Raw genomic sequence first — 12,222 nt, forward strand, 5'->3', positions numbered from 1 at the left:
AACAAGGAGCTCATGAAAACCATTGCAGGTTATTTGAAGGAATACATCGTTGGGGTGGAAAAGCCGGTGCTGGCGTTGTCGGCGCTGTTTATTGCCCTGGCCATCTTTGTCAATTACTACCATGGCCTCAACCGGCACATCAGCACGTTAAGCGATCCCGGCCAGTTCGGCTCGTGGTACGCGGTTTTTCTTTCCGCCTTTTCCTTTCCCTACCTGCTGGCGCAGGCCGGGGGCCGGAAGCGGTATTTCCACTATCCCCGGTTCGTAGCCCTGCTGTTGATCGCCCCGGCCCTGTTTGCCTGGAAGATGGCGTTTACGTCCCAGTTTGCCTTCAGCCCCCACCTCTATGAAAATGCTTACTGGAACCAGGTGGCCGACTGGCCGTTCAAGCTGCTGGTCTTCCTGGCGGCCCTGCTGCTGCTGTGGCGGGTCTTTGACCGGGACCAGCCGTTTTACGGATTGACCACCAGGGGCTTTCATGCAAAGCCCTACCTTTTGATGCTGCTGCTGATGCTGCCGCTGCTCGCTGCCGCCTCCACCCAGCCCGACTTCCTGGCGGTTTATCCCAAGCTCAAAAACATCCTCTACCTTTCCGGCAGGCACAGCAATCCCTTCTACCAGCTGCTCTACGAGCTGGCCTACGGCAGCGATTTCCTGTCCATCGAGTTATTTTTCCGGGGATTTATGGTGCTGGCCTTTGCCCGCTGGGCGGGCAGGGACGCCATTTTGCCCATGGCCCTGTTTTACTGCACCATTCATTTCGGCAAGCCGCTGGGCGAATGTATCAGCTCTTTTTTCGGGGGCCTTATCCTGGGGGTGGTCACCTACCACACCCGCACCATCCTGGGCGGACTGGTGGTGCACCTGGGCATTGCCTGGCTGATGGAGCTGGGCGGCTACCTGGGCAATAACATGCATCATTCGTAAGTACGAAGTACGAAGAGAGGAGATGGATGTAAAAAGTAAAAGATTAAAAAAATTTGCTGCAGGCTTATAAGCCGGATTCTGTATTCCGCCGGGGCGGAACCGCTATTATTTATCTGCGATGGCTGTTGCCAGCCACCTGTATCTGCCTACCCTGGACCGTGTGGCGCGACTGCGCCAGCGGGAACGAGCAGCTCCCAGCCGGCCCTATACATGGCATTTCAGCACGCAAGGTTTACCCTCCCGCTGTGTTGCTACAACGCGACGTGGGCTCTTACCCCACATTTTCACCCTCACCCCGCCGGAGCGGGGCAGTTATTTTCTGTGGCACTTTCTCGTTCCTCCCGCCGGAGGCGAAAGGAAGCCGGCCGTTAGCCGGTGCGTTGCTCTGTACTGTCCGGACTTTCCTACCCCCGCCAAAGCGGGAATCAATAGCGCAGCCTGCAGCAAGGTGTAAAACTAAGCGAATTTGGCTAATGGGGTATTTGTTAATTGGTTAATTGGGCCCTGGCGGGGGCAAACCGTTTCCGCAACAGGAATGTTTGCTCCCAATTAACCAATTAACCAATACCTTCTCCTGATTAGTATTGAAAATAGATCTCCGTGGCGCCGTAGCCGAAGGAGGCATTGTACTGGTTGACAAAAGTTTTCACTTCCCTTTTCAGGCGCAGGGCGTCGTGGATCTCGTCGCGCAGGCGGCCGGTGCCCACCCCGTGGATCACGATCAGGTGGGGCTGGCGGTGGGCTACCGCCAGCTCGTACCATTTTTCGAACTCCCGCAACTGGATATCCAGGATCTCGCCATTGGAAAGCCGCTGCCATTCCTCGTTCAGCTTTTCGATGTGCAGGTCCACCACCGTCCGGGCGGGCGGCAGGTGCCGGCGTGCTTCTTTGGCGCTGTACACCTTGATGCCCTTTGCCGCCAGCGAGCTCATGTCGAACTTTTCCTCCTCAACCTTGTTGGGATAATGCTCGAACAGGCGGTAGCTGAAGGTGGCTTCGCCCTTCTGGCGGATCTCCTCGATCCGCTGGAACAGCTGCTTGGGCTTCAGCTTTACCGAGGCTTCAAAAAAATCGGCTTTGCCTTTTTCGGGCTGCTGCAGCGAAAACTCGAAGGCAAAGGCAGGACTGTCGCTGACGTCTTCGAACGGGATATCGTGCAGGTAGAAATCGGAAAAGGATCCCAGCTGGTTTTTCAGTTCGAACTCGGTTTTTCCGTAAAACTGCAGCCGGTAAATAAAATTCAGGCTCCGCACCGTACGGTTCACCACGTGCACTTTCAGCTCCTGCACATAATCGTCGCCAAATTCATCCATATCGAAAACCGGCAGGAAGGTGATCCACACCCCGTCGGCCACCTTGGGTTGCTTTTTTTCGGGCTTCAGGTTTTCCACGAACATTTTCGGCGCCTTCTTCGGCGCCGGCTTGTTTTCGGAAAACCGCTTGAAATAGGGAAAGTCCAGCTGGTCGATGTAGGCGGGAAACTTCACGCCCCGCACCTCTACCAGCACCATTTTATTGTTGATGATCTCCACTACTTCGCCCTCTTCATTGGAATGCAGCACTAATACTTTATCGCCTATTTGAAATTTCATAATTTTTATCGTGAATCGTGAAACAGGAAACGTGCATCGAACCGACGATACACTTTTCACGGTACAAATTTATTCGCATTAAGAATGCCAAAGGCATTCCTGCAGTTCGAAGGTAAGATTGGCGCGTGCCTGCTCCTCCTTCGCCCGGAATTCCGGGGTAAAAAAGAGGTGCGGCTGTTGCAGCAGCCGGTGGACAAAGGCCGTTCTGCCGGCCCGGAAAGCCTCGTCGGGCACCGCTTCGTATTCCTGCCGCACCGCCTGCACATAGGCGGCATATTCCTGCTGGTCCACGGCCAGGATGCCCAGGTCGAAGTCCAGGAAATACGCCCCGTCGCCGCTCCGTTCACCGCCGGCATAATGGTCGCGGGTGGCCAGGATCAGTGCGCGGACAGGAGAAATGAGGACTTCATCCAATTCCAGTTCCCGCAACACCGCTTCGGCCAGACGGGCGCTTTGCTCCTCGTTGTCCGGCTCCCCCGGCCGGTACACGGCATCATGGTAAAAGATGGCCCACTGCACCGCTTGGGGCTGGCGTAACCTTTCCACGTACGCATCGAACCAGCGGAACATCCGGTTGAGGTGCTCCAGGTTGTGGTACCGGCGGTGCGGTTCGGAATAAGCCGCCTGCAGCCGCTGCCAGCAGCGCTCCGCCTTTTCTGGCGGCGCCTGCCGTGTCAGCCCTTTCCATTTTTCGTACAGGTAGTGGGAGCTCATACAGGTTTGCTGATTTGCCAAATGACCATTGACTATTGACCACTGACTCTTGCCTCTTTCCCTTCGCGGTGCAATTTACTGTTGTGGTAACTATAGGTAAAATAAATCACCAGGCCCACTGCCAGCCATACCAGGAAGCGCAGCCAGTTGGAATGGCTTTCCTGGGCCATGAGGTAAAAGCAACTGACCAAGCCCAGCACCGGCAACAGTGAAAAATTATGGACAAAAGTAAGCACGCTCAGTACCGCCGCTACCAGCCAGAACAGCAGCATCGGGAAGGTTTCCAGCGTGAACAGCGAAGCGAAATGCCCCGGCACGTACCGGGTCACCAGCCCCGCACCCAACAGGAACAACAGGGGCACGATCCATTTGCCGTTGATGAAGGGTACGCGGAAGCGCGAGGCCGGCCGGTTGGGCTGCCGGTCGAGCACCAGGATGCCGCCGCACACCAACACAAAGGCAAACAGGGTACCGATGCTGGTTAGGGCCAGCACCACGTCGAGGTTCATGAACAGGGCCGGCACGGCCACTACAAAGCCGGTGAGCACCGTGGAAAAGGAAGGGGTTTGGTATTTGGGATGGATGCGGGAAAACACTTTCGGCAGCAGGCCGTCGCGGCTCATGCTCATCCAGATGCGGGGTTGCCCCAACTGGAACACCAGCAGCACGCTGGCCGTGGCAAAGATGGCGCTGACGGCCACGATTCCCGAGATCCAGCCCAGGCCCCGCCGGGCAAACACCTCGGCCAGCGGGTCGCCTACGTTCAGCATCGTGTAGGGCACCATGCCGGTCAGCACCAGGGCCAGCAACACATAAAGCACCGTGCAGATGATCAGCGAATAGATCATGCCCCTGGGCAGGTCGCGCTGCGGATCCTTGCATTCCTCAGCGGTGGTGGAGATGGCGTCGAAACCGATATAGGCAAAGAACACGGCCGACACCCCTTTCATGACCCCGCCGAAACCGTTGGGAGCAAAGGGCGTCCAGTTCTGGGGCTGCAGGAAATAAGCGCCCAGCACGATCACCAGAAAAATCACGGCCAGCTTCAGCAGCACCATCAGGTTGGAGGCCGTCCGCGACTCGCGGATGCCTACATACACCACGTAGGTGATCAGCGCCACGATCAGCAGGGCGGGCAGGTCCATGATAAAGGGGATGCCCCCCACCTGCGGCGCCTGGCTCCAGGCGGCGTGGCGCTCCAGCAGGGTGGCGTCGATATTGGGCGCGGCTTCGCCCTTCGCCAGCAGGGCGGCGGCCTCGGTATAGCCGTGATGGGCGGTGGTATAGTCCATGGTCAGCCAGCGCGGAAGCGGAAGGCCCGCCTTGTCGAGCAGGCCCGTAAAATAGTCGCTCCAGGAGATGGCCACGGCGATGTTGCCGATGGCGTATTCCATCAGCAGGTCCCAGCCGATGATCCAGGCAAAGAGCTCGCCGAAGGCCACATACGAGTAGGTATAAGCGCTGCCCGAAACCGGCACCGTGGAGGCAAATTCGGCATAGCAAAGAGCGGCAAAGCCGCAGGCGATGGCGGTAAAGATGTACAGGAAGATCACCGCCGGCCCGCCGTCGAAGCAGGCCTTGCCGATGCTGCTGAAAATGCCGGCGCCGATGACGGCGGCAATGCCCAGGGCCGTCAGGTCCTTTACCCCCAGCACTTTTTTCAGGCCCGTGGCGTGCCCCTCGCTGTCGCTAAGCCCCTGTTCGGCTTCTTTTAATATGGCAGGAATGGATTTCTTCCGGAACAACTGGTAGGCCATCGGCTGGTTTTTGGGCCTTAAAGTATAAAAACTTTGGCAGCCCCGGCAGGCAGGCCTCACTTTTTTGAGCCCGGTCAGGCCACCGGCTGACGAAGATCAGTAAAGGACAAGGCGGTCGTCAATCCGGGGCGGCTGAACGGCAGCGACATTTGTGGAACAAAAACGAACAATCATGCATACACTCTCTAACCAAACCATCGCCGCCCCTTATACCAACCGCACTGCCCAATCCGCCCTGCTTTCCCGCTTCTTCGCCTGGTGCGCCGGCCAGGAACAAAACCGCTTTGGCTGGCTGGCGATCGTGCTGGCAGGTCACGGCTGCGTGCTGACGCCCCTTACCTTGTTTGCCACTGCCCTGACCGGGGTGAATATCTTTTTCTTTGTGCTGGCACTGGTAGCCATGGGGATGGCCCTGGTGACCAACCTGGCCGCCATGCCCACCAAAGTGACCATACCCGTTTTTGCCCTCAGCGTGCTCATCGACCTGGCGATCATCCTCTCCTGTTTCGCTGCGGCTTAACCGGCTGAAAATATCTGGTTTTCGTATTCTTGTTTTTTTTGGAGAAAGGGCGACGACGCCCCTTCTCTTTTTGCATTTTAGGGGTTTATGCCTACCCCATCCAAATCACCTGTTCATTATTTTGGCTGATTGCGTAACTGCACTATTTTGAGGAGGCAACCAAAACGCTATGACAATGAATGAACAACGTTCGTATGAGCTGGCCTTTCACGGCAAAGGCAGCGACTATTTTAAGATCAGCATCGTCAACACCATTCTCTGCATCCTTACCCTGGGCCTTTATTACCCCTGGGCCAAAGCCAAATCCCTCCAGTTCCTGTACGGCAACAGCACCTTTGAGCAAACGCCTTTTGTCTTTTCCGGCACCGGCAAGGAAATGTTCCGGGGCTTCATCACGGCCGTCGCCATCCTGGTGGGCCTGTATGCCCTTTTAGTGGGGCTGGTGGCCCTGGATCAGCCCGGGCTCGGCGTCCTGGTGTTCTATTGCTGCTTCCTGGCCCTCGTGCCGCTTTCGCTGCACGGCTCGTACCGCTACCGCATGTCCAAGACCAGCTGGCGGGGTATCCGCTTCGGCTACAGCGGCAACCGCAAAGAACTGGTCGTACTGTTTTTCAAGGGCCTGCTGCTGACCGTGGTAACCTTCGGCATTTACGGTGCCTGGTTCGCCAATAACCTGCGCCGCTACATTGTCGGAAACATCCGGGCCGGCGATGCCCGCTTTACCTTTTCGGGCGAGGGCAGCGACTTCTTCGGCCTGAACCTGAAAGGCTATATCCTTACCCTGCTGACCCTGGGCGTTTATTCCTTCTGGTGGCAGAAAGACCTGTATGCTTTCTTCGTCAACAACCTGCGCCTGGAGCAGGACGACGAGGTGATCTTCTTCCGGTCGAAGGCGACCGGCGGCGGCTTTGCCGGCCTGCTGATCGTCAACATGTTGATCGTGCTGTTTACCCTGGGTCTCGGCTATGCCTGGGTGGTCACCCGCACGATGCAATTTGCCCTGGAAAACGTGGAGGCCAGCGGCACCATAGTCCTTGAAACGCTCGAGCAGGTACAACCCGAATTCAACAATGCCACCGGCGACGATATGGCCGATTTACTGGACCTTGGAACCGCCATCTGATGGAACAACCGGAAACCATACGCTATTTTGATGGAAACAGTGCCCGCCCCAGACCGGTGCGGGTATTGTTTTTCAACGACCTTGTGTGCCTGTACGAGGAGGAAGGCCAGCACCTGCTGGACTGCTTCCCGCCCGCCGGCATGAGCCACCACCGGGTTGGGGGCGCCTGCTATGTGTACCTCGACGCCAAAAAACTGAAATACCTGCAGCTGCCGGCGGAAACGCCGCTGGCGGCGGAGCTGGCGGAAAAAGTGGAGGCGGCCAACCCCCACCCCTCCGACTGGCTGATGAAGCAAAAGCTGGTGCTGCTGGTGCCGGTTATGGTGGCGCTGGCCGTGGGCCTGTATTTCCTGCTGGTGACCCTGATCCCCTTCCTGGGCAGCCGCATGATCGGCGTGCAGCAGGAGATGGTGCTGGGCGACAAGCTGCACGAGGCGATGCTGCAGGAAGCCCGCCTGCTGGGCGCCACCGTGGACGAAGCCGGTACCCGGAAGCTGCAGGCCTTTGCCGACCGCCTGGAGCTCAGCTCCCACTACCCCATCCGGCTGACCCTGGTCAACAGCGGGATCGTGAACGCCTATGCCCTGCCCGGCGGGCAGGTAGTGGTGTACCGCGGTATTTTGGATAAGATAAAATCACCCGAAGCGCTGGCCGCCCTGCTGGCCCACGAAAGCACGCACGTGAACGAACGGCACAGCCTGCGGTCGCTCCTGCGCAATGCCGCCAACGGCATCCTGGTGTCGGTGGTGTTCAACGACCTGTCCGGAGTTTCGGGCGCCCTGGTTACCAATGCCGACGCCCTGTACGGCCTGCGCTACTCCCGCTCGCTGGAGACGGAGGCCGACCAGAAAGGTATGGACCTGATGCGGAAGAACGGCGTGGATGTCGGGGGCATGAATGAATTGATGCTGGCCCTGAAGGAGGTCGGCGACCTGCCGGGCCGCCTGTCGTTCCTGAGCACCCACCCGCTGACCCAGGACCGCATCACCGCCGCCGACCGCTACCGGAAAAGCCATCCCACCCCAACGGGTGCCCGTAGGGACCTGGACAGCCTTTTCAAGGCCCTAAAGCAAAAATGATTTCGGATATCGGATTTCGGAACCCTTCAAAGAAGAAAGAGTCTCTCTGCTCTCAAGGGTTCCGAAATCCGATATCCGAAATCTTACCTGATTTCCATATTGTACCGTTTTGCCTGCTGGCGGATGATCTTTTCGATCTCGGTTTCCAGGGTGGCGGTATTGTCTTTCGCCAGCTTCTGGCGTTCGGCGGCGATGAATTTTTCCCGCTTAGCATTCACTTCCTTGATCTCTTTCCGGATGGCGTTGCGTTCGGCCGTTTTTTGCGCCACCACCCGCTTCAGCTCGGTACGGCTCTTCTTTTTCAGGCTGTCGGGCAAGGTTTGCAGGTCTACCTTCGAAAGAATGGTGCTGTCGCTTTCCGCTGCATCCACCAGGTCCCAGTTCGTATTGCGGTACAGCTTCTTCTCCCCTTTCACCGCTATCCGAGTGGCATAGGCCATAACCGTCACCTCTTCATTTTTCTTGTCCATGGTCGACTGCAGCGCCTTTGCGGCAGCGCCGCCGGAACCGTAGGCAATGTAGGTGCCGTTGAGGCGGTTATTGAGCTGCACCAGGCTGTTGTCGAAGGGCGTGGCGATCTCCTGGGCTTTGGCGTTCTGGTCAATGTTGGTATACGTGCCGCCGCCGCATTCCCCGCCCAGGTTCCAGTGTTCCAAAATACCCTGTTGCCGGCTGCCGCAATAAATGGTATTGATCACCACTCCTTTTTTGCGGGCTTCCGCACAGGCTATCGTGTATAACACATCGCCCTGCAGGAAGTCCTCGTTGCCGGCAATGAAGATCACCTTGTAGCTGGAAGCGGAGGTATCCCAGTTGAGCTGCTGCACGGATTTGTAGATCACGTGGCCGCAGTATTCATCGCCGCCCTGGGTGTTTAAATTGAAAAGGTGTTGGGACAGGCCGTCGAGGTCGGTGGTAAACGCATCGATCTGTTTGACATATCCCTGGCCGGCATTGTTGGTGGTGCGGCCGTATTCATAGAGTGCAATCTCCAGGCGGGGCGTGGCGCCCTTGCAATTGGCCCGGCCCATGACGCTGACCATGTTCCAGAGCTGGCTTTTGGCCTGGGCGATCAGCCCGTCCATGCTGTTGCTGACGTCGAGCAGGATGGCGACCTGGATCTTGGGCGCCGGAAGCACCACACGGGCGGCGGTAGAAGTGGCCATGGCGCTCAGCCTCCGTTGGGCAGCTACGGGCGAAAAGAAAGGAGCGGTTGCCAGGAAAAGAAGCAGGAGGGAAAATGCTGCAGGCGGGAAATTTCGGTTGCTCATACAGTTATTTTGAGCATAGGATGCGCGGCCCGGAGCGATTACATACTGTTTAACGAAAAATGTAAAAGGCCTGGTGTTATTCCGGGCCTTTTACATTTTTCGTATTCCTGTTTTCCGAATTATTTGTCGCGTTGAATTAAGTACAGGGCCAGCTGTTTCAGCGGCTCCTTGCGCTTGCTGACCACGGCAATCTCTTCCAGGCAGGCCAGGGCATCCTCGAGGTATTTTTCCTTCAGGGAGCGGGCCCATTCGTCCACCTTGCACTGGCGGAAAATCGAAAGCACTTCTTCTACCTTATTCTCCCCGTCTGATTGCAGCAGGGCCTCGAGGCGGGTCTTCTGGTCCGGGGCCGCGGTTTCCAGGGCATGGATGAGCAGGAAGGTCTTTTTATTGCACTTGATATCGCCGCCGGTTTGCTTGCCGAATTTTTCGGGGTCGCCAAAAGCGTCGAGGTAGTCGTCCTGCACCTGGAAGGCCAGGCCCAGGTTGCGGCCGAACTCGTAAATGTATTTCTGGTTGCGCTCGCCGGCACCGCCCAGGATGGCGCCCATCTTCAGGCTGGCGCCCAGCAGCACCGAGGTCTTCAGCGTGATCATGTTGATGTAGGCGTCGAAGCCCACGCCGTCGCATTTTTCAAAGTCCATGTCCAGCTGCTGTCCTTCGCACACCTCGCGGGCCGTGGTATTGAACAGGCCGAGGATGGAGGGCAGGAACTTGCCGGAAATCTTGTTCAGGTAGTCGTAGGCGGCTACCAGCATCACGTCGCCGGCCAGCAGGGCCGTGCTCTGCCCGTACTTTTCGTGCACCGTCGTCATGCCGCGCCGCAGGGGCGCCGCATCCATGATATCGTCGTGGATAAGCGTAAAATTGTGAAACAGCTCGATTGCGGTGGCAACCGGCCAGGCATCTTTATGGATCTCATCAAAGAGCTCGTTGGCCATCAGGCAGAGCACGGGACGTACCCGCTTACCGCCTAACTGTAAAAAATAGCGGTTCGGTTCGTAAAGAGTGGACGGCTGTTGCGGAAAATGGTCGGTAGAAAACTTTTGTGTGAATTGTACGGACAGTTCTTCAAACGTATGCATGCTTTATGCTTCCCCTTCTTTTTTCTTTTTGGTTTTTGACTTTCGTTTTGGTTTTTCGAACACCATTTCCGCCATTGGCTCCTCGGCGATCAGTTCATTCTTTTTCGATTTGGGCTTGCGCTTGGGCTTGGCCGCTTTCTGGTGGGGTGCCGTTTGCTCGGTAGCGATGACAGCTTCCGCCTCGGTGGCCGGGGTCATCACCCACTCGTAATCGAGCTGGCGCTTGGTCAGGTTGGCGGCGGCTACCTTGATGCGTACCTTGTCGCCCATGCGGAACATACGGCCGCTGCGGGCGCCTACCAGGCGGTAGTCCGACTCCACCAGGCGGAACTCGTCGTACTCCATCAGGCTGTTGATGCTCACCAGGCCTTCACACTTATGCTCGACCGTTTCCACCCAGAAGCCAAAGGCCGACACGCCGCTGATGACACCGTCGAAATCCTCGCCCAGGTAGTTCTTCATGAACTCTACCTGCTTGTACTTGTTAGCGGCCCGCTCGGCTTCCATGGCCGCCCGTTCGCGCTCGCTGCTGTGCTTGCATTTCTTCTCCAGCTGCTTGTCCACCTTGATGTCGCCGGTCAGCACCTGCTGCAGGATCCGGTGCGCTAAAATATCGGGATAGCGGCGGATGGGCGAGGTAAAATGGCAGTAATTTTCAAAGCCCAGGCCGTAGTGGCCGATATTCTCGACCGTATAGGCGGCTTTGGCCATGGTGCGGATGCCCAGGGATTCGAGCACGTGCTGCTCGGGCTTGCCCTGCACATCGGCCAGCATGGTATTGAAGGAGGCGGCGATGGCCTCGGGCGTATCGGTATCGAAGCGGTGGCCGAACTTGCGGGCAAAGGCAATAAAGGGCAACAGCTTTTCTTCCGACGGCAGGTCGTGCACCCGGTAGGGGAAGGGCAGCTCTTTTTTGTTGATCTTCACCTTTGACACGTTCTCAGCCACGATACGGTTGGCCAGCAGCATGAACTCCTCGATCAGCTGGTGGGCTTCCTTGCTTTCCTTGACCACCACGCCGATGGGCTTGCCGGTTTCGTCCAGCTTGAAGCGGACTTCCTGCGAGGAAAAGTTGATGGCGCCGCTGGAGATGCGCTTCTTCCGCAGGCGCTGGGCAATATTGTTGAGGATAAAGATCTCGTCCATGTACTGTCCCTCTCCTTTTTCAATGATGTCCTGCACCTCTTCGTAGGTAAAGCGGTGGTCGGAATGGATGACGGTGCGGCCCAGCCAGTACTGCTTCAGGGCGCCGCGGGGCGACATCTGGAAAATAGCCGAAAAGGTAAGCTTGTCCTCGTGCGGGCGCAGGGAGCACAGCACATTGGAAATATGTTCGGGCAGCATGGGGTTCACCCGGTCGGGCAGGTAGACCGAGGTGGCCTTGGCGTAGGCGGCATCGTCGAGGGCGGTGCCGGGCTGCACGTAATAGCTGACGTCGGCTATGTGTACGCCGATCTCGTAGTTGCCGTTCTGCAGCACGCGGAAGGAAAGGGCGTCGTCAAAGTCCTTGGCGTCCACCGGGTCGATGGTAAAGGTGAGGATGGAGCGCAGGTCCTTGCGAATGCCGATCTCTTCGGCAGGGATAATGTCCGGCACGCGGGCGGCTTCTTCCATGGCTTCTTCGGGGAATTCCAGCGGGAAGCCGTTCTCGAGCAGGATCTCCTTCATGGCCACGTCGTTGGCGTCCTCGTCGAGGATGGACACCACCGTGCCCACGGGCCGTTTGCCGGTGCCCATCTCCCACTCGGTGATGCGGATCACGACGCGGTCGCCTTCCTTGGCCTCGTTAAAGCCCGACTGCGGGATATAGATATCGGGCATTTTGCGGTCCGAGTCGGCCACGAAAAATGCAAAGCCTTTGTTCATCTGCAGGCGCCCGATAAATTCGGTTTGTTTTCGTTCGATGATCTCGGTGACGAAGCCCGACACGCGTCGTCCCTCCCGCTGGGCGGCCAGCTTCACGCGGACCCGGTCGCCGTTGAGGGCGGTATTGAAGTCGTTGGGGCGTACCAGCACATCGGTCTCCAGCCCTTCCACCACTACAAAGCCCATTCCCGAGCGGGTGGTTACCAGTCTTCCTTCCAGTTCATTGCCCGTACTATTGCCCTGATGTCTCTTCTTGTGCGGCTTTTTGGCGTTTTTCCTTCCCATGTA

General features: G+C 57.6%; 10 protein-coding genes and 1 other RNA gene. 4 read left to right on the forward strand and 7 right to left on the reverse strand.

Going from position 1 to position 12,222, the window contains the following annotated elements; genetic code table 11:
- Positions 1-12: 12 nt before the first annotated feature.
- The gene (locus tag V9K67_RS13790; RefSeq protein WP_336723393.1) at positions 13-927 is read left to right on the forward strand and encodes a CPBP family intramembrane glutamic endopeptidase; all 915 of its coding nucleotides are present in this window, start codon (positions 13-15) and stop codon (positions 925-927) included.
- Between the two features lie 51 nt (positions 928-978).
- Here the strand turns inward: V9K67_RS13790 and rnpB are convergent.
- The 4 genes from rnpB to V9K67_RS13810 all read right to left on the reverse strand — a co-directional run bounded on the left by rnpB (position 979) and on the right by V9K67_RS13810 (position 4,990).
- An RNA gene (gene rnpB, locus V9K67_RS13795) (RNase P RNA component class A) lies at positions 979-1,372 on the reverse strand.
- Between the two features lie 133 nt (positions 1,373-1,505).
- Positions 1,506-2,519, reverse strand: coding sequence for a Smr/MutS family protein (locus tag V9K67_RS13800; RefSeq protein WP_336723395.1), 1,014 nt, complete (start codon positions 2,517-2,519; stop codon positions 1,506-1,508).
- A 78-nt stretch (positions 2,520-2,597) separates the two neighbouring features.
- Positions 2,598-3,233 carry an HD domain-containing protein gene (locus tag V9K67_RS13805; RefSeq protein WP_336723397.1) on the reverse strand — a complete coding sequence of 212 codons (636 nt, stop codon included), beginning with the start codon at positions 3,231-3,233 and terminating at the stop codon, positions 2,598-2,600.
- Between the two features lie 32 nt (positions 3,234-3,265).
- Positions 3,266-4,990 (reverse strand): amino acid permease, encoded by a 1,725-nt coding sequence (locus V9K67_RS13810; protein ID WP_336723399.1) that lies wholly within the window; start codon positions 4,988-4,990, stop codon positions 3,266-3,268.
- A gap of 172 nt (positions 4,991-5,162) precedes the next feature.
- On the opposite strand from V9K67_RS13810, the gene V9K67_RS13815 reads away from it, so the two are divergent.
- The 3 genes from V9K67_RS13815 (at position 5,163) to V9K67_RS13825 (ending at position 7,712) form a co-directional block, all read left to right on the forward strand.
- Positions 5,163-5,510: a hypothetical protein gene (locus V9K67_RS13815; protein ID WP_336723401.1), complete on the forward strand. Its 348-nt coding sequence runs from the start codon at positions 5,163-5,165 to the stop codon at positions 5,508-5,510.
- Positions 5,511-5,685: 175 nt separating this feature from the next.
- Complete coding sequence (locus tag V9K67_RS13820; RefSeq protein ID WP_336723402.1) at positions 5,686-6,633, forward strand: YjgN family protein; 948 nt, start codon at positions 5,686-5,688, stop codon at positions 6,631-6,633.
- Positions 6,633-7,712: a M48 family metallopeptidase gene (locus V9K67_RS13825; protein ID WP_336723404.1), complete on the forward strand. Its 1,080-nt coding sequence runs from the start codon at positions 6,633-6,635 to the stop codon at positions 7,710-7,712. The genes V9K67_RS13820 and V9K67_RS13825 overlap by 1 nt, the downstream gene beginning before the upstream one ends.
- Positions 7,713-7,795: 83 nt before the next feature.
- Here V9K67_RS13825 and V9K67_RS13830 read toward each other — a convergent pair whose 3' ends face one another.
- The 3 genes from V9K67_RS13830 to rnr all read right to left on the reverse strand — a co-directional run bounded on the left by V9K67_RS13830 (position 7,796) and on the right by rnr (position 12,219).
- Complete coding sequence (locus V9K67_RS13830) at positions 7,796-8,983, reverse strand: vWA domain-containing protein (protein WP_336723405.1); 1,188 nt, start codon at positions 8,981-8,983, stop codon at positions 7,796-7,798.
- 119 nt (positions 8,984-9,102) lie between these two features.
- Positions 9,103-10,068: a polyprenyl synthetase family protein gene (locus tag V9K67_RS13835; RefSeq protein ID WP_336723407.1), complete on the reverse strand. Its 966-nt coding sequence runs from the start codon at positions 10,066-10,068 to the stop codon at positions 9,103-9,105.
- A gap of 3 nt (positions 10,069-10,071) precedes the next feature.
- Positions 10,072-12,219 carry a ribonuclease R gene (gene rnr / locus V9K67_RS13840; RefSeq protein ID WP_336723409.1) on the reverse strand — a complete coding sequence of 716 codons (2,148 nt, stop codon included), beginning with the start codon at positions 12,217-12,219 and terminating at the stop codon, positions 10,072-10,074.
- Between the last annotated feature and the right edge of the window lie 3 nt (positions 12,220-12,222).

It is taken from the genome of Huijunlia imazamoxiresistens, from assembly GCF_037132455.1.
GTDB lineage: Bacteria > Bacteroidota > Bacteroidia > Chitinophagales > Chitinophagaceae > Flavisolibacter > Flavisolibacter imazamoxiresistens.

Bases quoted from the DNA above. Each gene is read 5' to 3' on its own strand.
- V9K67_RS13790 (WP_336723393.1), top strand. From the start codon at position 13: ATGAAAACCATTGCAGGTTATTTGAAGGAATACATCGTTGGGGTGGAA.
- V9K67_RS13800 (WP_336723395.1), bottom strand. From the start codon at position 2,519: ATGAAATTTCAAATAGGCGATAAAGTATTAGTGCTGCATTCCAATGAA.
- V9K67_RS13805 (WP_336723397.1), bottom strand. From the start codon at position 3,233: ATGAGCTCCCACTACCTGTACGAAAAATGGAAAGGGCTGACACGGCAG.
- V9K67_RS13810 (WP_336723399.1), bottom strand. From the start codon at position 4,990: ATGGCCTACCAGTTGTTCCGGAAGAAATCCATTCCTGCCATATTAAAA.
- V9K67_RS13815 (WP_336723401.1), top strand. From the start codon at position 5,163: ATGCATACACTCTCTAACCAAACCATCGCCGCCCCTTATACCAACCGC.
- V9K67_RS13820 (WP_336723402.1), top strand. From the start codon at position 5,686: ATGAATGAACAACGTTCGTATGAGCTGGCCTTTCACGGCAAAGGCAGC.
- V9K67_RS13825 (WP_336723404.1), top strand. From the start codon at position 6,633: ATGGAACAACCGGAAACCATACGCTATTTTGATGGAAACAGTGCCCGC.
- V9K67_RS13830 (WP_336723405.1), bottom strand. From the start codon at position 8,983: ATGAGCAACCGAAATTTCCCGCCTGCAGCATTTTCCCTCCTGCTTCTT.
- V9K67_RS13835 (WP_336723407.1), bottom strand. From the start codon at position 10,068: ATGCATACGTTTGAAGAACTGTCCGTACAATTCACACAAAAGTTTTCT.
- rnr (WP_336723409.1), bottom strand. From the start codon at position 12,219: ATGGGAAGGAAAAACGCCAAAAAGCCGCACAAGAAGAGACATCAGGGC.